This is a genomic window from Microbacterium sp. LWO14-1.2, assembly GCF_038397715.1.
Taxonomy (GTDB): Bacteria; Actinomycetota; Actinomycetes; order Actinomycetales; family Microbacteriaceae; genus Microbacterium.
In genome coordinates, this window is sequence record NZ_CP151633.1 from 3,600,908 (window position 1) to 3,625,023 (window position 24,116).

The following is a 24,116-nucleotide window of genomic DNA, read 5'->3' on the forward strand; positions in this document are numbered from 1 at the left end:
GCATGGCCCGCTCGCACGACTCCGTCTCCCTCTCTGCGCTGGCGAGGCTCGGGTTCGCGGAGCTGAGCGAGGCGGCGGCGAACCTCGAGGAGCTGGCAGGGCTGCTCGGGATCGACCGTGTGGGGCTGCTCGACGGCGCGTCGGCGGCAGATCCGGATGCCGCGGTGGAGGGGATGCTGCGCGTCGCGCGTCGCGACCCGGCCCCGCTCCGGGCCGTGTTCGGCGATGCGGCCGCCCGCGACCGCGCCTGGCGGGTGTTCGGCGCCTCGCAGGGGTTCGCCGAGTTCTTCTTCCGGCATCCGGAGCAGCTCTCGGTCCTCGCGGAGCGGGTGTCGACGTTGCCCTCGTCCGATGAACTCCGCGAGCGGCTGCTCGCCGCGGTCGGCGAGGAGGACGGTTTCGCGTCCTCGGGAGGGGATGCCGCGATCGTCGCGCTGCGGATCGCCTACCGGCGCAACCTCGCGGCGATCGCTGCCTTCGACCTCACCGCGCACAACCCGGTGATGGTGGTCGGCGAGGTCGCGGCGGCTCTCGCCGACATCGCCGGGGCGGCGTTGGAGGCCTCTCTCGCTGTCGCACGACGTCGCGTCGCCGACGCCCTCGGCGAGCAGCAGGTCGCAGCCACGCAGCTCGCGATCATCGGCATGGGCAAGGCCGGCGCGCGCGAGTTGAACTACGTCAGCGACGTGGATGTGATCTTCGTCGGCGGCACCTCGGACGAGGATGTCGTCGCCGAGTCGCGGGCCATCGACATCGCCACGCGCCTGGCGCGCGAGACGATGCGCGGGCTCAGCGGCATCGAGATCGAGCCGCCGCTGTGGGAGGTGGATGCCGCGCTGCGCCCCGAGGGCAAGCAGGGGGCTCTGGTGCGCTCGCTCGCCTCGCACGTGGCGTACTACGACCGGTGGGCGAAGAGCTGGGAGTTCCAGGCGCTCCTGAAGGCGCGACCACTCGCCGGCGATGCGCAGCTCGGCGCCGACTACATCGCGGCGATGCAGCCCAAGGTGTTCTCGAGCGCCGCGCGCGAGAACTTCGTCGACAGCGTGCAGCGCATGCGCGAGCGGGTCATGGAGCACATCGACCCTGCCGACGTGCCGTACCAGATCAAGCTCGGCGCCGGCGGGCTCCGCGACATCGAGTTCACGGTGCAGCTCCTGCAGCTCGTGCACGGGCTCACCGATCCGCGGCTGCGGACGAGGGGCACCCTCGAGACGGTCGACGCGCTGGTCGACGGCGGCTACATCGGACGAGCGGATGCCGGAACCTTCGCCGACGACTACCGCATCCTGCGACTCATGGAGCACCGTCTGCAGCTCCGCGAGCTCAGCCGCACGCATCTCATGCCCCGCACGCCCGCCGGGCTGCGGATCCTCGCGCGCAGCTCAGGACTCGCCGACTCCGGCGAGGCGATCTGGGCCAGGTGGGAGAGCGTGCGCCGCGAGGTGCGCGACATACACACCCGTCTGTTCTACCGGCCGCTGCTCAGCGCCGTCGCGGCGCTGCCCGAGGACGAGCGCACGCTGTCGACGGAGCAGGCGCACGACCGGCTCATGGCCATCGGCTTTCGCGACCCCGCCGGCGCGCTGCGCCATATCGGAGCGCTGACCACCGGGCTCAGCCGCAAGGCGACGATCCAGCGGCATCTCATGCCGATCATGGTCCGCTGGTTCGCGGACGGCAGCGATCCCGACTATGCCCTGCTCGCCTTCCGCCGCATCAGCGAGCGACTGGGGGACACGCCCTGGTTCCTGCGGATGCTGCGCGACTCCTCCGGCGCGGCGGAGAGCCTCACCCGGCTCCTGTCGTCGTCGCGCTACGTCGGCGACCTGATGGAGTGGATCCCCGAGTCCGTGGCCTGGCTCGACAGCAGCGACCTGCTGCGGCCCCGCAGCGGCGCGGCGCTCGACGACGAGGCGAGGGCGATCCAGACACGGCACCGCGACATCGGCGACGCGCTGCAGGCCGTCCGCGCGCTGCGCCGCAGAGAGCTGCTGCGCACGGCCATGGGCGGCGTGCTGGACGTGCTCACGATCCAGCAGGTCGCGACCTCGCTCACCGAGATCACCGACGCGACGATCCAGGCCGCCCTCCGGGCCGTGCGTCGCGAGATCGTGCCGCCGGAGGACGACGCGCTCGACTTCGCGGTGATCGGCATGGGCCGGTTCGGGGGCGCCGAGCTCGGTTTCGGTTCCGACGCCGACATCCTCTACGTGTATGACGCGAACGGCATCGACCCGCAGCGGGCGCAGACGCTCGCCACGCGCATCGTCGCCGGCCTCCGCGAGCATCTGACCGACCACCGGGTGCCGCTCGACCTCGACGCCGGCCTGCGACCGGAGGGGCGCAACGGCGCTCTGGTGCGCACGATCCAGGCCTACGCCGAGTACTACCGCCGATGGTCGCTGTCCTGGGAGGCGCAGGCGCTGCTCCGGGCCCGCGGGGTCGCGGGGAGCGCGAAGCTCATCGCGACGTTCACCGAGCTCGCCGACAGCATCCGCTATCCGGCCTCGGTCGATCTGCAGGGCAGTCGGGAGATCAAGCGCATCAAGGCGCGCGTCGAGGGAGAGCGTCTGCCGCAGGGCGTCGACCCGAGGCGCCACCTCAAGCTCGGCCCGGGGACGCTCAGTGACGTGGAGTGGCTCGTCCAGCTGATCCAGCTTCAGCACGCGCACGAGACGCCCTCGTTGCGGACGACGTCGACGCTCGCCGCGTTGGATGCCGCCGTCGAGGCGGGTTACGTGCCGGAGGAGTCGGCCGAACTGCTGCGCTCGGCGTGGCTGCTCTCCAGCCGGCTCCGGTCGGCGATCACCCTCTACACCGGCAGGACGAGCGATGTGCTGCCGACGGACCCCCGCGATCTCGACGCGATCGGGCGCCTCCTCGGGTATCCGGACCGCTCGGCCAGCGTGCTGGAGGACGACTATCTCGGTGTGACACGCCGTGCGCGCCGTGCGTTCGAGCAGCTGTTCTACGGATGACCGCCCGTCGAGTTGCCAAGCGGGCGGGATTGGAACAGGCTGACCTCATGGCGATCTCGAAGCTCGGTGTGATCTGGAACCCCTCGAAGCCGGGCGGTGACCAGTTGCGGTCGGCCGTGGAGGACGTCTTCGGTGACGACGCCGACGGAACCGTGGTCGAGTGGTGGGAGACCACCCCCGAGGACCCGGGTCGCGGGATGGCCGCCGAAGCCGTCGCGGCCGGGTGCGACGTGGTCGTCGCTGCGGGTGGCGACGGGACCGTGCGCGCCGTGGCGGAGGGCCTCGCCGGCACAGCTGCGGCGCTCGGCATCGTGCCGCGGGGGACGGGCAACCTGCTCGCGCGCAACCTCTCGATCCCGCTCAACGACCCCGCGGCGGCGCTCGTCCGGGTGCGCGACGGCGAGGAGAAGAAGATCGACATCGGCTGGGTCGACATCGACGGCGAGGAGCATGCCTTCGTCGTCATGGTGGGCTTCGGCATCGATGCGCAGATGCTCGTCGAGACCGACGACGACCTCAAGGACCGCGCCGGGTGGCTCGCGTATGTCGAGGCGATGGGTCGCGCTCTCGCCGGCACCGAGATGACCGACATCGCGCTCACTCTCGACGACGGCGAGGCGCAGGAGCTCCGCGGCCACACGATGCTGATCGGCAACTGCGGCATGGTGCAGGGCGGCATCCGGCTGCTTCCCGACGCCGTGCTCGACGACGGCCAGCTCGACATGCTGCTCGTGAGCGCCGACGGCCCGCTGCAATGGCTGGATACGGTGCGCTCGGTGGTCTGGGAGAACGGCATCCGCCGGATCTTCGGTGCGGTGGACGAAGCCGTCAGCACCAATTCGACCACGCACGTGTCCGCGGAGCGCATCGGGGTCGAGCTGTCGTCCCCTCAGATCTTCGAGATCGACGGCGAAGAGGTCGGCGAGGTCTCGCGTTTCAGCGTGCGGGTGCAGCCCGCCGCGATCACCGTTCGCTGAGGGTTCCCGGCGGCACGACCTTCGCGTCCTGCGTCGGGAAGACGACCTTCTGCACGATGATGATGATGCTCGCTGCGACGGGGATCGCGACGAGCGCACCGAGGATGCCGCCGAGCGCACCGCCGGCCACCGCAGCGATGACGACGAGAGCACCGGGAACCGCGACGGCCTTGTTCATGATCCGCGGCGACAGCACGTATGCCTCGATCTGCATGTACACGAGGTAGTAGATGAACGCGATGAGCGCCGTGATCGGGCTCGCGATCAGGCAGATCAGCGAGTTGATGATCGATGCCGAGAGTGTTCCGACGAGCGGGATCATCGACCCGATGAAGGCGATGAGGGCCAGCAGCGCGGGGACGGGGGCGCCGATGATGGTCAGCATGATCAGGCTCAGGATGCCGTTGATCAGCGCGAGGCTCGCCTGCCCCATCACGTAGCGTCCGACGGCTCCGGAGACGTCCTCCAGCAGCCCGCTGAAGGTCTCGCGCTGGTAGGCGGGGACGAAGCGCGCCGAGACCTTCTTCATGCTGCGCAGTGACGCCATGAAGTAGAGCGTGAGGATGAGGACGATGGTGACGCCGGTGAAGCCCCCGGCGATGCCGGCGCCGACCGCGAAGACGCCGCCGGAGATGTTGAGGATGTTGCCGGGGTCCTGGATGAAGCTCAGCACGCCCTGAGCGGCGTCGTCGAAGGTGGATCCGAACTGGTCGCTGATGCTCTTGAACCAGTCGCTGGCCATGAAGTCCTGGACCATCTTCGGTCCGTCCTTGATGAGGTTCGAGATCTGCTCGACGAGGATCGGCACGATCGCGAGGAGGATGCCGGCGAAGGCGAGCACCACGACCGAAACGACGATGGCCACGGCTGCCGGACGCGGCAGCTTGCGTTCGATCCAGGTGACGATCGGGTCGAGGCCGAGCGCGAGGAAGATGGCGACGCCGATGTACACGAGCACGGTGGCGAGCTGATCGACGATGCCGCCCAGGACGAGCGCGACGAGCACGCCGAGAGCGCCGAGCAGTCCGTACATGAACGGATTGATGCGTGCGATGGCCGCCGCGGCCGTTTTCGGCTGGTTCATCAGCTCTTCCGTGGCCGCGACCTGCGCCTTGATCGTCTTGCGACGCATGATGCCCCCTCTGGTGGTACCGACCTCTCAGTTGACCACCGCGGTGGATGCCGGTCAAGCGGGGCACGCCGGGTGGCGCAGAGGTCGCCTCCGGTGCTATGCGGGATGTCGGAGGCCCGTGGCACGGTCAGTGGATGGAGACACTGAGACTCCGGCCGTGGTCGGATGACGATCTACCGCTGCTGCGCGCGGCGAACACCGCAGATATGACGACGCACCTGAACGGTCCGGAGAGCGCGCAGCAGGTCGAGGAACGCCATCGTCGCTATCTCGGTCTCGACCCCACGGAGGCCCGGATGTTCGCGGTGCTGGACGCGCATGACGTCCCGGTCGGCGCGATCGGTTACTGGACGGTCGAGTGGCGGGACGAGTCGGCGTTCGAGACGGGATGGTTCGTGCTGCCCGCAGCACAGGGGAGGGGTGTGGCCTCGCGCGCGCTTGCTCTGCTCATCGAGGATGCTCGGGCGCACCCCGCGGGGCTGGGGTATCTCGTAGCCTTCCCGGCCGTCGAGAACGCCGCCTCCAACGGCGTCTGCCGTCGCGCGGGATTTCGAGCTGGTGGGAGCGTCAGCAGGCCGGTTCCGCGGATCCGAGCTGCACTCGCACGAGTGGGCACTCGACCTGCACCCGCGTCGTGACAGGGTGGAGACATGACGTCTCCACCCGATCCGCTCACCTACGACCTCGACGCACTGCGCGGCCGGGTGCTGCCGGAGACCGGGGGCCAGGTCGACCAGAGCATCCCGCAGCTGGCGGATGCGGATCCCTCGCTCGTCGCGCTGTCTGTCGTGACGGTCGACGGCGCCGGCAATGCGAGCGAAGGATCGGACGTGCGGGTGAGCATCCAGTCCGCGGTGAAGCCGTTCCTCTTCGCCCTCGCCCTGCAGGACACCGAGGGCGAAGCGCTGGACCGCGTGGGCATCGAGCCGACGGGGGAAGCCTTCGATGCGATCAAGCTCGAGAGCGGCACCGGCAGGCCGCCGAACCCGATGGTGAACGCCGGCGCCCTCCTCACCGCCTCCCTCGTCGACGGAGCGGATGCCGCAGCCCGCAGCGCGCGTATCCTCTCCGGCCTGTCGGCGTTCGCCGGTCGAGCCCTCGAGGTGGACGCCGACATCGCGAAGAACGAGCATCTGCTCGGCGATCGCAACCACGCGCTCGCTCATCTCATGCGGGCGGAGGACACACTGGCGGTCAGCGCCGACGATGCGGTCGCGGTCTACGCGCAGGCGTGCGCGACGCTGGTCGACGCGCGGGATCTCGCACTGATGGGTGCCACGCTCGCGGCGGGCGGGCGGAATCCCGTCACCGGTGTGGAGGTCGTCTCCCGCGAGGTCGCGCGCGATGTGATCTCGGTCATGGCGACGCGCGGCGTGTACGACGGGTCCGGGCGGTGGATGCGGCAGGTCGGCGTGCCCGCGAAGTCCGGCGTCTCCGGCGTGATCGTGCTGTCCGCGCCCGGCCGTCTCGGAGCGGCGGTCATCAGCCCGCCCCTCGACGATCAGGGCACGAGCGTGCGCGGTCACCTCGCCAGTGAACTCCTCAGTGCCGACCTCGACCTGCACTCCTTCCGGCCGAGCCCGCGCTGACCGCCCCGCGGCCCCGGTCGCAGTTGCTCCATCATTCGATCGAGCTTCTCGCCCTTCGATCTCGAACCGAACATCTCGTGCTCCTCCCGTGCTCGCGTCACGCGGCCCTCCTCGCGATTCTCGGATCAGCGCGGTCCAGGGGATACAGCAGTGGCCCCGGAGCCGAAGCTCCGGGGCCACTGGTCACGGCTGATCAGACGCCGTAGTACAGCTCGAACTCGAACGGGTGCGGGCGCTGGGCCATCGGCAGGATCTCGTTCTCGTACTTGTAGGAGATCCAGGTCTCGATGAGTTCCTCGGTGAACACGCCACCTTCCAGGAGGAAGGCGTGGTCGGCGCGCAGCGCCTCGAGGGAGTCCAGCAGCGAGTTCGGCACCTGCGGGATGTTCTTGGCCTCCTCGGGGGGAAGCTCGTAGAGGTCCTTGTCGACGGGCTCGTGCGGCTCGATGCGGTTCTTGATGCCGTCGAGGCCGGCCATGAGCTGCGCGGCGAACGCGAGGTACGGGTTGCCCGAGGCATCCGGCGCGCGGAACTCGATGCGCTTGGCCTTCGGGTTGGAGCCCGTGATCGGGATGCGGATCGCGGCCGAGCGGTTACCGGCCGAGTACACCAGGTTGACCGGCGCCTCGAAGCCCTTCACCAGGCGGTGGTAGCTGTTGAGGGTCGGGTTGGTGAAGGCGAGCAGTGCAGGCGCGTGCGCCAGGATGCCGCCGATGTACCAGCGGGCGATGTCGCTGAGCTGGCCGTAGCCGGCCTCGTCGTAGAACAGAGGCTTGCCGTCGTTCCACAGCGACTGGTGCGTGTGCATGCCCGAGCCGTTGTCGCCGAAGAGCGGCTTCGGCATGAACGTCGCCGTCTTGCCCCAGAGGTCTGCCGTGTTCTTGACGATGTACTTGAACTTCAGGATGTCGTCGGCCGCATGCACCATGGTGTCGAAGCGGTAGTTGATCTCCTGCTGACCGGCGGTGCCGACCTCGTGGTGCGAGCGCTCGAGGATGAACCCGGCGTCGATGAGCTTCAGCGTGATGTCGTCGCGCAGGTCGGCCGTCTTGTCGACGGGCGAGACGGGGAAGTAGCCGCCCTTGTAGGGGGTCTTGTTGCCGAGGTTGCCGCCCTCTTCCTCGCGACCGGTGTTCCAGGCGGCCTCTTCGGAGTCGACCTTGTAGAAGCTCTCGCCCGCGGTGACCGAGTAACGGACCTCGTCGAAGATGTAGAACTCCGCCTCGGGGGCGAAGAAGGCGGTGTCGGCGATGCCGGTCGACGCGAGGTACTTCTCGGCGTTCTTCGCGACCTGACGCGGGTCCTTCGTGTAGATCTCACCCGTGCGCGGGTTGTAGATGTCGAAGATCATGACCAGCGTGCTCGCCTCGCGGAACGGGTCGATGTACGCGGTCGTCACGTCCGGGATGAGCTGCATGTCGGACTCGTGGATGTTCGCGAAACCGCGGATCGACGAGCCGTCGAAGAGCTGTCCGTTGGTGAAGAAGTCCTCATCCACGGTGGAGGCGGGGATGTTGAAGTGCTGCTGCACACCCGGGAGGTCGGTGAAGCGGATGTCGAGGAACTTGACCTCGTTCTCCTTGATGTAGGCGAGAACCTCGGACGAATCTTTGAACATGGACGACTCCTGGATTGCGGATCGATGGCTTACGGCCATTCTGCACAGTACGGCTGGGGCGTTTCCCGGGAGTATCGGCTTTGTTTCCGGGATGTTACGCGCCGGTAGGCTGGAGACGTGACGGATGCTGTGAACTCGTACCCCGGTGAACGACTCGGATTGCCGAACACGGGGACCGGCAGCATCGCCCGTCCCGGACGCCGGATCGGGGCGCTCGTGATCGACTACGTCGCCGCCACGATCATTGCGACGGCGTTCCTCGGTTTCGACCAGTTCGCTCTTCCGTCCGAGGCGGGCCTGTCGCAGTTCGGACCGCTCGCGGTCTTCGCGGCGCTGCAGATCCTCTTCATCCCCACCGCCGGCGGAAGCCCCGGCCATCGCATCCTGGGAATGCGGGTCGTCCGTCTGCACGGCGGCTGGGTCGGTCTCTGGCGACCGATCGTCCGCACGCTGCTCCTGGTCGTCGTGATCCCCGCCGTCATCTGGGACGCGGATCAGCGCGGACTCCACGACAAGGCATCGGGCCTCGTCCTCATCCGCGCCTGAGGGGGATCACTCCCTGCCGCGGTTGCGGCGCCGGGCCTCGCGAGGGGCGCGCCCTCCGACGAACGACCGTGCGGGATCGACGACGTACCCCTGCTTGAGCGCCTCGCGTCCGATGAGCATCCGGAACCCCATCTCGTCGCGATTGCTCAGCGTGACCTCGGCCAGCACCTCGCGGTCGTAGAGGCGAATGAGCAGTTCGACGACGAACCGGTCCTGGGCATGACCGGAGGAGCTGCGCACCGCGCGCCGGTCGTGCACGGGCGACTCGACGACGACGGCATCCTCCTGGCTGTCCTGCCAGGGCTTCACGCGGAAGCGCACCCACGACACGCCGTCGCGCTCGAACTCCTCGATGTGGAAGGCGTGCAGCGACGACGTGCGCGCACCGGTGTCGATCTTGGCCTTGATCCAGTCGACTCCGAGATCGGGCAGGCTCACCCATTCTCGCCACCCGATAAGAGTGTTTGAATGGGATGACTTACTCACCCGACCATCCTGGCAGGAAATCCCCGTGAAGATCGCAGTGCTCTCCCGTGCGCCCCAGGCGTACTCCACGCAACGACTGCGTGCCGCCGCTCTCCAGCGCGGACACAACGTCAAGGTGCTGAATACGCTGCGCTTCGCGATCGATCTCACCTCCGACGAGCCCGACCTCCACTACCGGGGTCGGCAGCTCAGCGACTACGACGCGATCCTGCCCCGCATCGGCAACTCGATCACCTACTTCGGCACGGCCGTGGTGCGGCAGTTCGAGCAGATGGACGTGTACACGCCGAACACCGCGAACGGCATCTCCAGTGCCCGCGACAAGCTCCGCGCGAATCAGATCCTGTCGCGCCACAACATCGCGATGCCGCCGACGGCCTTCGTGCGCAACCGCGCGGACGTGCGGCCGGCGATCGAGCGCGTCGGCGGGGCACCCGTCGTCATCAAGCTCCTGGAGGGGACCCAGGGCATCGGCGTGATCCTCGCCCCGCAGGTCAAGGTGGCCGAGGCCATCATCGAGACCCTGCACTCGACCAAGCAGAACGTGCTGATCCAGAAATTCATCTCCGAGAGTCGAGGACGCGACATCCGCGCCCTCGTCGTCGGCGACCGCGTGGTCGCGGCGATGCGGCGCTCGGCCGCGGGCGACGAGTTCCGCTCGAACGTCCACCGCGGCGGCTCGGTCGAAGCCATCGAGCTCGACCCGGTCTACGAGCGCGCAGCCGTGCGGTCCGCGCAGATCATGGGCCTGCGAGTCGCCGGCGTCGACATGCTCGAGGGAGACGAGGGTCCGCTGGTGATGGAGGTCAACTCCTCTCCGGGCCTCCAGGGGATCGAGACCGCGACCAAGCTCGACGTCGCAGGAGCGATCATCGACTACATCGCCGGTCAGGTCGCCTTCCCCGAGATCGACGTGCGGCAGCGGCTCACGGTCTCGACGGGCTACGGCGTCGCCGAGCTCATGGTGCACAACGCGGCGGGGCTCGTGGGCAAGACACTCGGCGAGGCGGGGCTCTGGGAACGCGACATCACCGTCCTGACCCTGCACCGCGGCGTCTCGGTGATCCCGAATCCGCGCAAGCACGTGGTGCTCGAGGCGGACGACCGTCTTTTCTGCTTCGGTAAGCTCGACGAGATGCGCTCGATGATCCCGGAACGCCGTCGTCGCCGCGCCAAGGTGCGCAAGCTCCCGCGTCAGCCGCTCTCGGAGTGAGAGACAGAAGCGCGGCCGTCCTCCTCGGGAGAACGGCCGCGCTTCGTCGTCTGCGGGAGTGCGATCAACGAGGGCGCTGAGCGCGCACCTTCGTCGGGTCGATCCCCTTCGGAATGGGCAGCGAGGAGATCGACTGCGACACCGAGTCGATGCGCTTGATGACGGCGGCCATCGTCGCCTTGTCGATCGCCTTGGGCAGCTTCTTGATCGTCTTGGCGAGATCGGCGATCGCGACGTCGTCATCGCCGTGGCCGACGTAGAGCACCGTCACGGGAACGCCGTGGGCCACGCGGGCGGCCTTGCTGCGCTCGTCGTTCACGAGGCGGGTGAGACGACCGCGGGCGCCTTCGCCGATCACGACGACGCCGCCGCGACCGACGGCGCGGTAGACGGCGTCCTGCGTCTTCGGGTTGATGCCGACCGGGGTGTCGGAGCCCTGCCAGCTGCGACCGAGGCTCGTGCTGACCACGTGACCGGTCGCTCCGGGCATCCCGTCGATCTTCTGGTACATGGCGGAGGTCGACAGGCGCGTCATGAGGAACATCGCCCCGAGGACGCCGAGCATCAGGCCGGAGATACCCCAGAGGATGAGGGTCCACACCTGGAACGGCGGGATCAGGTAGCCGACGATGAGGCCGACGAGAACGCCGAGCACGAGCACCGCGATCTGCGCCCAGGGAAGCCAGGGGTACACCTCGCGGGTGAACCGGAAGAGCGACTTGATCTGGGAGAAGAAGCCGGGGCGCTTCTCGGGCGCGGACGATCGGTTTGCCATGCGTATAAGGATACCGATTCCCGGATGCCGTCATGTCGCCGTTCGCGGGAGGCGGACCCGGTCGTCCACCTCTTCTGCACAACTCGGGAATCGGCGGCGATGCATGCACAGGCGCCCGTTTCCGGCCCGCGCGGCATTCGGATGCGCTGTCATGGGGGCATGAAGGCCGAGCAGGACGTCAGTCGAGCCGAGCCGCAGCTCGTTCCCGGTGCGCACCGGGTCGTGCGGCGGCTGTCGGCGGAGGAGGGACCGTATCCCGGAACGCTCGTCACCCGTGGGGACGGTGTGGCGGTGCTACGGGACATGGACGAGATCGATGGCTGGGAGGGCCGGCGGCACGCCGGGAGTCGTCATGTCGTCGGCCCGCTCGATCTCGTCCGGCGCGTCGACGGGCACGACGTGCTGTTGCCGTGGTGCACGGAACGAGTGTCGACCTTCATCGGACAGCGCGGGTCGGGGGAGCCCGCGCTGTCCGCCGGTGAGGTGGGCACCCTCGCCGTCAGTCTGCTGCGAGGCATCGATGAGTCGACCGCCTCCGGCACTCTCGGATCTCGAGGAGAGTGGTGGCTCACCGACGAGGGGTGTCCGACCTTCGTGATCGGCGCAGGGAACGGCGCTGATGCCCGCACCTCGGCGGCAGACCTCGTCGAAGCGCTGGAGGCAGGGCGGACGGATCGTGCGCACCGCCGACTGCTGGCTGTGATCCGTGACGGCCTGCGCGGGAGCCTCGAGCGACCGGACGTTCCGCGCCGTCAGCTTCTGGCATGGGAGGCCGAACTGTTGGAGATCGCCGCGCCGCGGCCGTTGCGCCGGGTCGAACGGGGTGCGGAGGTGCGTGAGAGCCAGGTCGTACAGGGAGTCCGCGGCCCGGCGAGCCCGGAGGCGGAGCGCGGGTCGGCGGTGCGGCAGCGGTTCCGCACCGATGGTCGTCGCCGACTGCACGGCAGTCCCCGAGGGCGACGTGCGTCCGCGGTGTCTCGTCTCGGATCGCTCGTGCGGCGCCCTCCGGCATGGGTGTCCGAGATCGGGCGACGGTTCGGGCTGTGGATGACGCAGGCGCGACGGATGCCGCCGACGGCTGCGCGTCGCTCTGTGCGGGTCGACGGCGCTGCGCCGTCCCGCAGTCGACGCGCGCCGAAGATCGTCGTGGGGATCGGCGCCGCCGCGCTCGTCCTCGTGGGTGGAGCGCTCTGGCCCGGCGGAGCGACCGGGGAGCCGTCGCACGGGCGCCCCGGGGAGACTGCGACGGACTCTCCACCGGATCGCGCCGTTCCCGAGACGCCGGGGGACAAGTCGTCCTCGCCCGTACCCGAGGCGAGTCGTCGTGCCGCAGAGTCGGCGGAGGGTCCGCTCGACGACGATCCGGTCGCGGCGGCTGCTCAGCTCGTCCGCAGCATCGGAGAGTGCGCCTCCTCCGGGGACTCCGAGTGTGCGAGCTCAGTCGCGCCGGGATCCGCGGGCGCGGTCGAGGCGCTGAGCACGGGGGATCGACGGGGTGGGGAAGCCGAGTTCGCCCTGCTCGACGTCTACGGGGACATCGCGGTGATCCGGATGGCGGAGCCTGTCGCGGAAGGCCGTGACGCCGCCGGCTCGCGGATGCTCGTGCTCGTGAGGGTGGCAGAGAAATGGCTGGTCCGCGACGTCTACGACGCCGCGGACCAGCCGGAGTGATGTGCGCGGATCAGGCGCCGAGCTGAGCGGCGAACTGCGCCGACTCGAGGCGTGCCTTCACCGCTCCGAGGAAGCGGGCCGCGTCGGCGCCGTCGATGATGCGGTGGTCGTACGACAGGGCGAGGTACACGTACGAGCGGATCGCGATCGCATCGCTGCCGCCGACCTTGACCAGGCCGGGACGCTTGACGACCGTGCCCGTGCCGAGGATCGCCGACTGCGGCAGGAACACCACGGGGGTGTCGAACAGCGCGCCTCGCGACCCGGTGTTGGTCAGCGTGAACGTGCCACCCGCGAGCTCGTCGGGCTTCAGCTTGTTGTCGCGGGTGCGTGCAGCCAGGTCGGCGATCTCATGAGCGATCTCGGCGATGTTCTTCGTCGCCGCGTCACGGAGGACCGGAGTCAGCAGCCCACGCTCGGTGTCGACTGCGATCGACAGGTTCTCGGTCGCCGGGTACTTGATCTGGTCGCCGTCGACCGTGGCGTTCACGATCGGGAAGGCCTGCAGGGCCTCGGCGGCAGCGAGAGCGAAGAACGGCAGGAACGACAGCTTGTCGCCCGTCTTCTCGAGGAACGACGCCTTGACACTGTCGCGGTACTCCGCGAGAGCGGTGACGTCGACCTCGACGACGGTCGTGAGCTGAGCGGTCGACTGCATCGACTCGACGGCACGCTGGGCGAGCACCTTCCGCAGACGCGACATCGGCTGCGTGGTGCCGCGGAGCGGCGACACCTCGAGCGGAGCCGGTGCGGCGGGTGCCGCAGCTGCGGCGGGAGCCGAGGATGCGGATTCGGCGGCCTTCAGGACGTCTTCCTTGCGGATGCGTCCTCCGACACCGGTGCCCTTGACGCTCGCGAGGTCGACGCCCTGCTGCGAGGCGAGGCGACGGACGAGCGGCGTGACGTAGAGGTTGTCGCTCTCGGTCGGGAGGGAGAGCTTCGGCTCAGCAGGAGCGGAGGCGGCGGGCGCCGCAGCGGGTGTCGCCTCCTCCTTGGCGGCCTCGGCCGGGGCCTGGACGGGAGCCTCCGCAGCGGGGCGCTCGGCCGGCTTCTCGACGGGAGTCTCCGACACCGACGCCGCGGCGGCGGGGGCCTCGGAAGGCTGAGCGGCCTGCGGCGCGGCAGGAGCGGACTCCGCCTGAGCAGGCGCGGCTCCCGATCCGACGCGGGCGAGGACGGCGCCGACGGCGACCGTCTCGTCTTCCGCAGCCACGATCTCCTGCAGCACGCCGGCCACCGGGGACGGGATCTCGGTGTCGACCTTGTCGGTCGAGATCTCGAGCAGGGCCTCGTCGACCTCGACGCTGTCGCCGACCTGCTTGAGCCAGCGCGTCACGGTGCCCTCGGTGACGCTCTCACCGAGTTCGGGGAGCACGATGTCCTTCGCGTCGCCCGCGGGGGCGGCGGCCGGAGCGGCTTCAGCCGGGGCTGCCTCAGCGGCCGGAGCCGGCTCTGCGGCAGGTGCCTCGGCCTGCGCAGCGGCGGGTTCGGGCGTCGCCTCGGCCTCGGGCGCGGCGGCCTGAGGGGCGTCGGCGGCCGGTGCGGAGCTGCTGCCGTCGCCGATGCGGGCGAGCAGTGCACCCACCTCGACGGTCTCGTCCTCGGCGACGAGGATCTCCTCGATCACGCCGGTGACGGGGGAGGGGATCTCGGTGTCGACCTTGTCGGTCGAGATCTCGAGCAGGCCCTCATCCGCCTGCACGGTGTCTCCCACCTGCTTGAGCCAGCGGGTGACCGTACCCTCTGTGACGCTCTCACCGAGAGCGGGGAGGACCACGGATGTGCTCATGACGGAGTCTCCTTTAGAAGTTGTATGACGCTTGTCTAGCTTAGTGACCTGCGCGGCCCTTGGTGTTCCGCGCCGGTCGGTGTCGGGGTCAGAGAGCGTGCAGCGGCTTGCCGGCGAGAGCCAGGAACGCCTCGCCGAGCGCCTCGCTCTGGGTCGGGTGAGCATGGATCAGCGGAGCGATGTCCTCCGGGTGCGCCTCCCACGCGACGGCCAGCTGACCCTCGGTGATGAGCTCGCCCACGCGGTCGCCGAGGAGGTGCACGCCGAGCACGGGACCGTCCTTGAGGCGCACGACCTTCACGAGACCGCCGGTCCCGATGATCTCGCTCTTGCCGTTGCCCGCGAGGTTGTACTCGTAGGCGGTGACGGCATCCGCTCCGTTCTCCGTGACGGCGGCCTCCTCGGTGATGCCGACCGAGGCGACCTCGGGGCTGGAGTAGGTGACCTTGGGGATCTGGGAGTCGGGGATGTTCGCGGGCGAGAGTCCGGCGATGCGCTCCGCGACCGCGATGCCCTGCTGGAACCCGCGGTGTGCCAGCTGCAGCCCCGGCACGATGTCGCCGACGGCCCACACCCCCGGCACGCCGGTGCGGAGGTCCTCGTCGACCGTGACGAAGCCGCGGTCCAGGGCGATGCCCGCCTCCTCGAAGCCCAGGTCCGACGTCACGGGACCGCGTCCGACCGCGACGAGAAGGTAATCGGCGGTGAACTCGGTGCCGTCCTCGAGAGTCACGGTGACCGACTCGTCGGTCTGGGTCGCTGACCGGAATCTGACGCCGAGGGAGGAGGTGATCCCGCGGCGGCGGAAGGCGCGCTCGAGCCCCTTGCTCATCGCGATGTCCTCATTGGGCACCAGATGCGGCAGCGCCTCGATGATCGTGACGTCGACGCCGAACGAGCGCCACACGCTCGCGAACTCCACGCCGATGACGCCGCCGCCGAGCACCAGCACGCGGTCGGGGATGACGTCGAGCGACAGGGCCTGCTCGCTCGTGAGGATGCGTCCGCCGATCTCGAGCCCGGGCAGCGTCCGGCTGTACGACCCCGTCGCCAGCACCACGTCGGTGCCGACGTACACGTCGTCGCCCACGCTCACAGACCGGTCGGCGTTCAGTCGACCGAATCCGGACACGGTGGTGATGCCGCGCGCCTTGACGAGCCCCTCCAGGCCCTTGTACTTTTTCGCGACGATGCCCTCGCGGTAGGTGCGCATACCGGCCGGGTCGATGCTCTCGAGGGTCGCGGTGATGCCGACGTGCGCGGCGTCGCGGACGTGCTCGGCGACCTCGGCCGCGTGCAGCAGTGCCTTCGTGGGGATGCAGCCCCGGTGCAGGCACGTGCCGCCGACCTTGTCCTTCTCGATGAGAGCGACGGACTTGCCGAGTTCGCTCGCTCGAAGAGCTGCGGCGTAGCCGCCGCTGCCTCCGCCCAGGACGACGATGTCGAAGGTGTGGGTTGTCATGTGGTCATGCCTCCGTGTGGGATGCGTCGGCGAAGGCGACGATCGATCGGACCATCGCCCCCGTTGGGCCCTTCTCGGTGAAGCCGTAGGGGGCTCCGCCGTGCTCGCCGGAGCCGGCGATGTCGAGATGCACCCAGGGGATGCGGGGTGCTCCGTCCTCGTCGGACACACGGCCGACGAAGCGGCGCAGGAAGAGTCCGGCGTAGGACGCGCCGCCCATGCGGTCGCCCATGTTGGCGTTCTGCATGTCGGCGATGGGGGAGTCGAGCGAGTCCTCCATGTAGTCGGGGAGCGGCATGTGCCATGCGAGCTCCCCGACCGACTCGGAGGCGGCGAGCAGTTCCGCGACCGCATCGTCGTCGCCGAACACGCCCGTGTGGCGATGCCCGAGGGCCATGACGATCGCGCCGGTGAGGGTTGCGACGTCGATGATGACGTCCGGGTTCTCGCGGCTCGCGGCGACGAGGCCGTCGGCCATCACGAGGCGGCCCTCGGCATCCGTGTTGGGGACTTCGACGGACGTGCCGTCGAGCATGCGGAGAACGTCGCCGGGGCGCAGCGCGCGTCCCGACGGCATGTTGTCGGTGATGCAGAGCCAGGCCGTGACGCGCACCGGGAGACCGAGCGTCGCGATCGCGCGCAGTGCGGCGAGGCTCGTGGCCGCACCCGCCATGTCGAACTTCATGCCGACCATCGACGCGGCCGGCTTGAGCGAGAGTCCTCCGGTGTCGAACGTGATGCCCTTGCCCACCAGTGCGATGTGCCGCGCTGCATCCGCCGGAGCGTAGTCGAGACGGACGAGGCGCGGCGGGCGGTCCGACCCCTGCGCGACGCCGAGGAGCCCGCCGAAGCCCTGCTCGGTCAGGGCGTCCTCGTCGAGGATCTCGACGTCCACGTCGAGGTCGGCGACGCTGTCGGCCGCGCTCTGCGCGAGCTGTGCGGGGCTCTGCCATTCCGCCGGCACGTTGACGAGGTCCTTGACGAGCGCGACCGCGTCTCCCACGGCCACCGCCTTCGCGACGGCCTCCTCGTCGAGGTCTGCGTGCAGCAGCACCGACGACGCCCGGCTCTTGCCCTTGTCGGTCTTGTAGCTGTCGAAGCGGTAGCCGCCGAGGACGGCGCCCTCCGCTGCCGCCTGCGCGTGCTGCGCGAGGCCCGGCGCGAGTCCGACCGAGACGGTCTCGAAGCCGGTGAGGCCGCGCAGCGCCGTGCCGACCGCGTTGCGGACGGCGGCGGAGTCCGGGTCGGACCCGGCCCCGACGACGGCGAGCGGCAGCGTCGTCACCTCGGGCGCGTAGACCCTGGCGAACGCCGACGAGGATCCGGTGAAGCCGACGCCCTTCAGGGCGTCTGCGAGACCCGGGTACGGGGCGAGGTCTTCGCCGGATTCCGAGATCTCGGAGATGACGAGCACTGCGGCGTCTGCAGCGCTTCCGGGGAACTGTTCTGAAGTGCGCGAGAGCGCGGGAAGCGTCATGCCTCCATCCTAGGGATCGTGCTCGGCGGAGGTCGTGATCGGCGTGTTCGCTGTGAGCATGACGCGCTCAGCCCCGGCGTGCGCGGGTGCTCGTAGCATGGACACATGCCCTTCTCCGGAGAGATCCACGAACGTGTCGCGAACGCGCCGGCGGTGCCGCGCGGGCTTCCTCTGGTGCTGCTGCTGACCGGTTTCACCGACGCGGGCAACGCGGTCTCCGGACTCATCGAGCACCTTCGCGAGACCACCTCGCCGCAGCCGATCGCCGTCTTCGACAACGACGTGCTGCTCGACTACCGCGCTCGTCGGCCGGTGATCGCCTTCGATCAGGATCACCTGACCGAGTTCCGCCCCGCGCGCCTGGAGCTGTCCCTCGCCACCGACGCCCTGGGGCAGAAGTTCCTGCTCCTCGCCGGCTACGAGCCCGACTTCGCCTGGAACCAGTTCGCTCGCACGGTGCTCGACCTGGCCGCCGAGTTCGAGGTCTCCGGACTGAGCTGGGTGCATTCGATCGCGATGCCGGTCCCGCACACGCGCCCCATCGGCACGACCGTCAGCGGCAACCGCCGGGAGCTCACCGTCGCCCATTCGGTCTGGCGTCCGCGCACCCAGGTGCCCGCGACTGCGGGCCATCTCCTCGAGTTCCGGTTCGCCGAGCACGGCGACCGCGTCGTCGGATTCGTCCTGCTCGTGCCGCACTACCTCGCGGAGACCGAGAACCCGGATGCCGTCATCGCGGCCGCCGAGCGTCTCATGGCCGCCACGGGCCTCGTCATCATGCTCGACGAGGTGCAGGAGCGCCGCGAGGACTACCTGTCACGCGTCGACGAGCAGGTCGCGGGCAACGACGAGCTGCAGCAGATGGTGCACGGCCTCGAGCGGCGCTACGACGCGTACATGGCCGGCCGTGATCCCGAGGACGACTCGTACGACGAGGGTGGGTTCAACGAGCGCGACCTGCCGAGCGCCGACGAGCTGGCGGCCGAGCTCGAGCGCTATCTGGCCTCGCGCCCGACCGGCGACGACGACAAGAACGGGCGCGGCTGACCCTCGCGTCGACGGAGTTCGCCGGAATGCATCCGCATCCCCTCACGTGTGCGATACTAGGAGTCTGACCCGTTGTCAATCGATCTTTTCGGAGATCGGACTTGACAAGGGTCTTACTAGTGTCCGAAATGGCCCGGGGCTGCCAGCGGCCCCGTGAAAGGCGAAACGTGACTCCTGCCACGACCAAGAAAACCCGGACGAAGAAGAGCGCCGAGACTCCCGAGGTCGACGCCCAGGTCGAGGAGACGGCGGCCGAGAAGCCGGCGCCCAAGACCGCCGCACAGCGCGCCGCTGCCAAGCGCGCCCCCGCGAAGAAGAAGAAGTCGGACGACATCGTCGAAGAGGACGAGGCCCCCGTCGCCGGCGCGACCGACGAGGCGGACGAGGACGAAGAGGACTCGAAGCCGAAGTTCACCGAGCCGCTGCCGACCGGCGCGATCGTCATCTCGTCGAACGACGACGAGGACGTGCCGGTCTACTCCACGCAGATCACCGGTGCGACGGCCGACCCGGTCAAGGACTACCTGAAGCAGATCGGCAAGGTCGCGCTCCTGAACGCGGCCGAAGAGGTCGAGCTCGCGATGCGCATCGAGGCAGGTCTGTTCGCGGAGGAGAAGCTCTCCGCGATGTCGCCCGCCGAGAAGGCCGGTCAGCTCGGACTCGACCTGCAGTGGGTCGCCCGTGACGGCCAGCGCGCCAAGAGCCACCTGCTCGGCGCCAACCTCCGACTCGTCGTCTCGCTCGCTAAGCGCTACACCGGCCGTGGCATGCAGTTCCTGGATCTGATCCAGGAGGGCAACCTCGGTCTCATCCGCGCCGTCGAGAAGTTCGACTACACCAAGGGCTTCAAGTTCTCGACGTACGCGACCTGGTGGATCCGTCAGGCGATCACGCGCGCCATGGCCGACCAGGCCCGCACCATCCGCATCCCGGTGCACATGGTCGAGGTCATCAACAAGCTCGCCCGTGTGCAGCGGCAGATGCTCCAGGACCTGGGCCGCGAGCCCACTCCCGAGGAGCTCAGCCGCGAGCTCGACATGACGCCCGAGAAGGTCATCGAGGTGCAGAAGTACGGCCGAGAGCCGATCTCCCTGCACACCCCGCTCGGCGAGGACGGCGACAGCGAGTTCGGCGACCTGATCGAGGACACCGAAGCGGTCGTTCCGGCCGACGCGGTGGGCTTCACGATGCTGCAGCGTCAGCTCGAGCAGCTGCTCGATTCGCTGTCCGAGCGCGAGGCGGGCGTGATCCGCATGCGCTTCGGCCTCGGCGACGGACAGCCGAAGACGCTCGACCAGATCGGCGACACCTTCGGCGTGACCCGCGAGCGGATCCGTCAGATCGAGTCGAAGACCATGGCGAAGCTGCGCCACCCGAGCCGGTCGCAGTCGCTGCGGGACTACCTCGAGTGATGCAGGCGAACGACGGCAAGGCGCTCGAAGCGAGCGTCGACGGGAAGAAGTACGCCCGCATCCCGCTCAAGACCCGCGTGGTGATGCCCGACGACGATCTCGACGCCATCGTGACCGAGTACGCGAAGGACGCCGTGCAGCCGGGCGACCTGCTGTTCGTGACCGAGAAGATCGTCGCGATCACGCAGGGCCGCTCGTACCGCCTCGACGAGATCACGCCGCGCCCGCTGGCCCGGTTCCTGTCACGGTACGTGGTGCGGACGTCCTACGGCATCGGCCTCGGCATGCCGGAGACGATGGAGATGGCGCTCCGCGAGTGCGGCACGTTGCGCATCCTCTTCGCGGCTGGCGTCTCGGTCGTGACGAAGGCCTTCGGCCGACGCGGCGACTTCTATCGGGTCGCCGGCGACAAGGCGCGCGCGATCGACGGTCCGACCAAGAACACGATCCCTCCGTACAACGAGGCGGTCGTGCTCGGCCCGAAGAATCCCCGCGAGGTGGCCCAGCGACTGCAGAAGCTCGTCGGGGGCGCCGTCGACGTCGCGGTGGTCGACATCAACGACATCGGCGGGAACATCCTCGGATCGACGCTCGACAAGGCCGGTGAGCGCCGCCTCGTGCAGATCCTCGGCGACAACCCGCTGGGGCAGGCCCGGCAGTCCACACCCATGGGCATCGTCAGGGCGGTCTGACGACCGAGTCGCGAGAACCCGCTCGCCGACAGGCAGCACACGACGAAGGCCCGGATGCTCGGCATCCGGGCCTTCGTCGTGTCCGAGGCAGGTGGTCGGGTCAGAATCCGATCGCCGCGCGGTAGCGGGGCTTGTGTCCGGTGCGGATGCCGGTGACGCTGGGCTTGTTCTCGTAGACGCCGGCCCCCCAGTTGCCCTCGACGAGCACGGGGCCATCCGGAGTGACGACGACGTCCCATCCGACGTACTGCACCTGCGGGACGACGCGGGCCGCCTGGTCGACGAAGGCGCGCACCTGGTCCATCATGGGCAGCTGGAAGTCCGCGATCACGAAACCCGAGTCGGGGTGCGTGATGTGCACGTGACCGTGGGAGTCGTAGCCGGGGCCGACGGCGTGGCCGTCGTCGTCGAGCATCGTGTAGAAGCCGCCGAAGCTCATCTGGTCGCTGACGGCGCCGCGGCCGAACTTCTGCGCGATGGCCAGGATGTGCGTCTTCTCTCCGTCGAAGAAGGCGGTGACGCGAGTCGTGTTGACGGTTCCGGGGCAGACGGCTGCCAGGTCGGCGTGCTGACGGATGACCTCCTCGACGAGCACCTGCTTCTTCGACAGCAGCTCGGCGTGGAAGGCGTCCCAGTCGGTGACGTCGGCGGCGTGGTAGCGGTGCACGCCCGTGCCGGCCTGACCGTGGGTCTCCTTCACGACGATCGTGCCCTGGCGTTCGGCGAAGGCCCGGAGCTCGTCGGCGTTGCCCTCGGTGATCAGCATCCACTCGCGCTTCAGGAGAGCATCGAACTTCCCGTTGAACTCCGCCTTGTCGTGGAACAGGTGGCGGTAGTCGGGGTGGTCGTACTGCTGAGAGATCTGATTCGAGACCGGGTGCGTCATGTACGTGTCGCGCTCGGCCTTGGTGAGGATTGCGAAGTCGTAGTCGATGTAGTCCTGGAACCCGACGTTGTGGCGTCCGGCGGACCAGAGCATGTCGACCACCACGAGCGGCAGGGCCTTGCCGTGCTGCGCGGAGGCCTCCTTCGCGCGCTCGAGCACGGAGCCGACGTCGATGCGGCGCGCACGCTCCAGCAGGTAGCGGACACGGGGCACGGGGGAAAAGCGCGACATGGATCTCCAAGTTCTTCGGTCGCTTCCAGTCTACGGGCGGGCCACCCGGCAACCTGGCAGCCCGGAGTTAGGCTGGATGGGTGCGTGACTCGACTTCCAGCTCCCTCCCGCAGGCCGTGATCTCCCGATCGGCGTTGACGGCGGCAGCCTCGGAGGCCGTGTCGCGGGGAGGGCGCGTCGCCGATCTGCGGCGCGATGCCTGGGGTCACGGGATCGTCGGGGTCGCCCATGCCGTGGCGGCTGCCGGCGGCGCGGCCATGCTGGTGGATTCCGAGGCGGAGGTGCAGGCCTTGGCTCTCGAGGGCATCGAGGCTGTCACGTCGGGCGGCGTCGACATCGACGCTGGTCTGCTCTACGGGCTTCCCGACGAGGACGGCGCTCTGCGCACACGGCCCGTGATGCGCTTCGTGGCGCGCGTGCTCTCGACCAAGCCGCTCAAGGCGGGGGACGCCGTGTCATACGGCTACACCCATCGCGCGGCGTCCGACACCACGGCCGCTCTCGTCGCCGGCGGATACGCGCAGGGGATCGTGCGAGCGCTCGGGAACGCGGCGCACGTCGAGGTACGCGGCACCATGCGTCCCATCATCGGGCGCGTCGCGATGGACGTCTGCGTCGTCGACGTGGGGAACACGGACGGGGCCGCGACCGGCGATGAGGTGACCTACTTCGGCGGCTCGGGGCCCGCAGGTCCCAACCTGGCCCGGTGGAGATCCGTCACGGGCCTGTCGGCGGGGGAGCTGATCGCGGTCGCCGGTGCGCACGCGGGCCGGAGGTGGGAGGCATGAGTCGTCCGGAGCTGCGACTCTCGACCGACCGCCTGGCGTGGAACATCGCTGCGGTGCGCGACCGCATCGCCCCGTCCGAGCTCATGATGGTGCTGAAGGACGACGCATACGGGCACGGGCTGACCTGGGCCGTGGAGACCGGTCTCGCCGCCGGAGTCGACTGGTACGGCGCGTACGACGTGTGCAGTGGGGTACGGGTGCGGGAGATCCTCGGCAAGCACGGTCGCATCTTCGCGTGGGTGACGTCGATCGACGACGAGATCGACGAGGCGCTCCGCCACGACATCGACCTCGGTGTCGGTTCGACGGAGTACCTGTCGGCGGTCATCGCGCGGGCGACAGCGCTCGGCATCCGCGCGCGCATCCACCTGAAGATCGACACCGGACTGCATCGCAACGGCATGCTGCCGGAGGAGTGGGAGCAGACCATCGCGGACGTCCGCCGCGCGGAGTCCGACGGAGCGGTGGCGCTCGTCGGCATCTGGAGCCACCTCGCGGAGGCCAGCGACGAGGAGGACGACGACGCTCGCCGAGAATTCCTGCATGCCGTCGAGATCAGCGGTCGGTCCGGCGAGGTTCCGGACGCGCTGCATCTGACGGCATCGGCCGCTTCCTGGTGGCGGCCGGAGCTGCGGGGCACGGTGTCGCGCATCGGCGCGTTCTGCTACGGCATCCGCTCCGCCGACGGACCTGACCTCGAGGGCATCGCCCCCATCGCCGAGCTGGTCGCGACGGTGACGGAGGTGCGCGGTGACGAGGTCACTGTCGCGATCGGGTCCTTCGACGGCATCCCGTCGCTGCTCGCCGGTTCGGCGATCGGCACACCCGCCGGGGCGCGCACTCTCGTGCGCGTCGGCGAGACGAGCTCGATCGTCTCGGCCTGGCCCGGCGCGGCCGAGGGCGACCCGGTCTGGATCTTCGGCGCAGGCGACCATGGGGAGTCGAGTGCGACGACCCTGGCGGAGCGGATCGACACGGTCGGCGAGGAGATCCTCACACGCCTGACCTCTCGCATCCGCCGAGTCGTCGTGAAGTGAAGGGGTGCCGGGGCAGACAGAAGGAGCCCGTCACAGGACGGGCTCCGTGTCGACTCGTGCGGGGTCGGCGGATCAGACGGCGTCGATGAGACGCGAGGTCTCGTCGTGCCAGCTGGTGGCGACGCTGCGGAGCTTCTCCTCGTACTTGCGGCCGTGGTGCGCGCAGAAGAGAAGTTCGGAGCCGTTGACCTCGGCCGCGATGTAGGCCTGAGCGCCGCAGGAATCGCATCGATCCATGGCGGTCAGGCGGAACTCGACGGCGGAGGTCTCACGTTCGGTCGTTGCGTTCATCTTCGGTGCCTCCTAGGTG

Annotated in this window: 21 protein-coding genes; 12 read left to right on the forward strand and 9 right to left on the reverse strand. The window is 69.2% G+C overall.

From position 1 onward, the window contains the following. Positions 1–2 precede the first annotated feature (2 nt). Both MRBLWO14_RS17435 and MRBLWO14_RS17440 read left to right on the forward strand, forming a co-directional pair. Positions 3–2,978 carry a bifunctional [glutamine synthetase] adenylyltransferase/[glutamine synthetase]-adenylyl-L-tyrosine phosphorylase gene (locus MRBLWO14_RS17435; protein WP_341934320.1) on the forward strand — a complete coding sequence of 992 codons (2,976 nt, stop codon included), beginning with the start codon at positions 3–5 and terminating at the stop codon, positions 2,976–2,978. A gap of 47 nt (positions 2,979–3,025) precedes the next feature. Beyond that, positions 3,026–3,955, forward strand: coding sequence for a diacylglycerol kinase family protein (locus MRBLWO14_RS17440; RefSeq protein ID WP_341934321.1), 930 nt, complete (start codon positions 3,026–3,028; stop codon positions 3,953–3,955). On the opposite strand, the gene MRBLWO14_RS17445 is transcribed toward MRBLWO14_RS17440, so the two are convergent. After that, positions 3,942–5,087 carry an AI-2E family transporter gene (locus MRBLWO14_RS17445; RefSeq protein ID WP_341934322.1) on the reverse strand — a complete coding sequence of 382 codons (1,146 nt, stop codon included), beginning with the start codon at positions 5,085–5,087 and terminating at the stop codon, positions 3,942–3,944. The two genes, MRBLWO14_RS17440 and MRBLWO14_RS17445, sit on opposite strands and share 14 nt — an antisense overlap. Before the next feature lie 134 nt (positions 5,088–5,221). On the opposite strand from MRBLWO14_RS17445, the gene MRBLWO14_RS17450 reads away from it, so the two are divergent. Then, positions 5,222–5,725 (forward strand): GNAT family N-acetyltransferase, encoded by a 504-nt coding sequence (locus MRBLWO14_RS17450; RefSeq protein ID WP_341934323.1) that lies wholly within the window; start codon positions 5,222–5,224, stop codon positions 5,723–5,725. A 12-nt stretch (positions 5,726–5,737) separates the two neighbouring features. Then, positions 5,738–6,676: a glutaminase A gene (glsA, locus tag MRBLWO14_RS17455; protein ID WP_341934324.1), complete on the forward strand. Its 939-nt coding sequence runs from the start codon at positions 5,738–5,740 to the stop codon at positions 6,674–6,676. Between the two features lie 193 nt (positions 6,677–6,869). Here glsA and glnA read toward each other — a convergent pair whose 3' ends face one another. Further along, positions 6,870–8,294, reverse strand: coding sequence for a type I glutamate--ammonia ligase (glnA, locus tag MRBLWO14_RS17460; RefSeq protein WP_251587946.1), 1,425 nt, complete (start codon positions 8,292–8,294; stop codon positions 6,870–6,872). Between the two features lie 117 nt (positions 8,295–8,411). On the opposite strand from glnA, the gene MRBLWO14_RS17465 reads away from it, so the two are divergent. Beyond that, positions 8,412–8,840 carry an RDD family protein gene (locus MRBLWO14_RS17465; protein WP_341934325.1) on the forward strand — a complete coding sequence of 143 codons (429 nt, stop codon included), beginning with the start codon at positions 8,412–8,414 and terminating at the stop codon, positions 8,838–8,840. A gap of 6 nt (positions 8,841–8,846) precedes the next feature. Here the strand turns inward: MRBLWO14_RS17465 and MRBLWO14_RS17470 are convergent, their stop codons facing one another. Next, positions 8,847–9,326 (reverse strand): ATP-dependent zinc protease, encoded by a 480-nt coding sequence (locus MRBLWO14_RS17470; protein WP_341934326.1) that lies wholly within the window; start codon positions 9,324–9,326, stop codon positions 8,847–8,849. 25 nt (positions 9,327–9,351) lie between these two features. Here MRBLWO14_RS17470 and MRBLWO14_RS17475 point away from each other — a divergent pair, with 25 nt between their 5' ends. Next, positions 9,352–10,539 (forward strand): RimK family alpha-L-glutamate ligase, encoded by a 1,188-nt coding sequence (locus tag MRBLWO14_RS17475; RefSeq protein WP_341934327.1) that lies wholly within the window; start codon positions 9,352–9,354, stop codon positions 10,537–10,539. A 64-nt stretch (positions 10,540–10,603) separates the two neighbouring features. Here MRBLWO14_RS17475 and MRBLWO14_RS17480 read toward each other — a convergent pair whose 3' ends face one another. After that, positions 10,604–11,314: a DUF4191 family protein gene (locus MRBLWO14_RS17480; protein ID WP_341934328.1), complete on the reverse strand. Its 711-nt coding sequence runs from the start codon at positions 11,312–11,314 to the stop codon at positions 10,604–10,606. A 159-nt stretch (positions 11,315–11,473) separates the two neighbouring features. On the opposite strand from MRBLWO14_RS17480, the gene MRBLWO14_RS17485 reads away from it, so the two are divergent. Beyond that, positions 11,474–12,985 carry a hypothetical protein gene (locus MRBLWO14_RS17485; protein WP_341934329.1) on the forward strand — a complete coding sequence of 504 codons (1,512 nt, stop codon included), beginning with the start codon at positions 11,474–11,476 and terminating at the stop codon, positions 12,983–12,985. Between the two features lie 10 nt (positions 12,986–12,995). On the opposite strand, the gene sucB is transcribed toward MRBLWO14_RS17485, so the two are convergent. The 3 genes from sucB to MRBLWO14_RS17500 form a co-directional block, all read right to left on the reverse strand. Continuing rightward, positions 12,996–14,774 carry a 2-oxoglutarate dehydrogenase, E2 component, dihydrolipoamide succinyltransferase gene (sucB, locus tag MRBLWO14_RS17490; protein ID WP_341934330.1) on the reverse strand — a complete coding sequence of 593 codons (1,779 nt, stop codon included), beginning with the start codon at positions 14,772–14,774 and terminating at the stop codon, positions 12,996–12,998. Between the two features lie 88 nt (positions 14,775–14,862). Then, positions 14,863–16,236, reverse strand: coding sequence for a dihydrolipoyl dehydrogenase (gene lpdA, locus MRBLWO14_RS17495; protein WP_341934331.1), 1,374 nt, complete (start codon positions 16,234–16,236; stop codon positions 14,863–14,865). A 4-nt stretch (positions 16,237–16,240) separates the two neighbouring features. Continuing rightward, positions 16,241–17,713, reverse strand: coding sequence for a leucyl aminopeptidase (locus MRBLWO14_RS17500; protein ID WP_341934332.1), 1,473 nt, complete (start codon positions 17,711–17,713; stop codon positions 16,241–16,243). Positions 17,714–17,818: 105 nt separating this feature from the next. Here MRBLWO14_RS17500 and MRBLWO14_RS17505 point away from each other — a divergent pair, with 105 nt between their 5' ends. The 3 genes from MRBLWO14_RS17505 to MRBLWO14_RS17515 all read left to right on the forward strand — a co-directional run bounded on the left by MRBLWO14_RS17505 (position 17,819) and on the right by MRBLWO14_RS17515 (position 20,864). After that, positions 17,819–18,760: a PAC2 family protein gene (locus tag MRBLWO14_RS17505; RefSeq protein WP_341934333.1), complete on the forward strand. Its 942-nt coding sequence runs from the start codon at positions 17,819–17,821 to the stop codon at positions 18,758–18,760. Positions 18,761–18,927: 167 nt separating this feature from the next. Then, positions 18,928–20,172 carry an RNA polymerase sigma factor gene (locus MRBLWO14_RS17510; RefSeq protein WP_341934334.1) on the forward strand — a complete coding sequence of 415 codons (1,245 nt, stop codon included), beginning with the start codon at positions 18,928–18,930 and terminating at the stop codon, positions 20,170–20,172. Continuing rightward, positions 20,172–20,864: a coenzyme F420-0:L-glutamate ligase gene (locus MRBLWO14_RS17515; protein WP_341934335.1), complete on the forward strand. Its 693-nt coding sequence runs from the start codon at positions 20,172–20,174 to the stop codon at positions 20,862–20,864. The genes MRBLWO14_RS17510 and MRBLWO14_RS17515 overlap by 1 nt, the downstream gene beginning before the upstream one ends. Positions 20,865–20,964: 100 nt before the next feature. Here MRBLWO14_RS17515 and MRBLWO14_RS17520 read toward each other — a convergent pair whose 3' ends face one another. Continuing rightward, the gene (locus MRBLWO14_RS17520) at positions 20,965–21,981 is read right to left on the reverse strand and encodes a sugar-transfer associated ATP-grasp domain-containing protein (RefSeq protein WP_341934336.1); all 1,017 of its coding nucleotides are present in this window, start codon (positions 21,979–21,981) and stop codon (positions 20,965–20,967) included. 80 nt (positions 21,982–22,061) lie between these two features. On the opposite strand from MRBLWO14_RS17520, the gene MRBLWO14_RS17525 reads away from it, so the two are divergent. Both MRBLWO14_RS17525 and MRBLWO14_RS17530 read left to right on the forward strand, forming a co-directional pair. Continuing rightward, positions 22,062–22,769 carry an alanine racemase C-terminal domain-containing protein gene (locus MRBLWO14_RS17525; protein ID WP_341934337.1) on the forward strand — a complete coding sequence of 236 codons (708 nt, stop codon included), beginning with the start codon at positions 22,062–22,064 and terminating at the stop codon, positions 22,767–22,769. Continuing rightward, positions 22,766–23,806, forward strand: a complete 1,041-nt coding sequence (locus tag MRBLWO14_RS17530) for an alanine racemase (RefSeq protein ID WP_341934338.1) — start codon at positions 22,766–22,768, stop codon at positions 23,804–23,806. The genes MRBLWO14_RS17525 and MRBLWO14_RS17530 overlap by 4 nt, the downstream gene beginning before the upstream one ends. Before the next feature lie 72 nt (positions 23,807–23,878). On the opposite strand, the gene MRBLWO14_RS17535 is transcribed toward MRBLWO14_RS17530, so the two are convergent. Further along, positions 23,879–24,097 carry a hypothetical protein gene (locus MRBLWO14_RS17535; RefSeq protein WP_096715398.1) on the reverse strand — a complete coding sequence of 73 codons (219 nt, stop codon included), beginning with the start codon at positions 24,095–24,097 and terminating at the stop codon, positions 23,879–23,881. Positions 24,098–24,116: the final 19 nt, after the last annotated feature.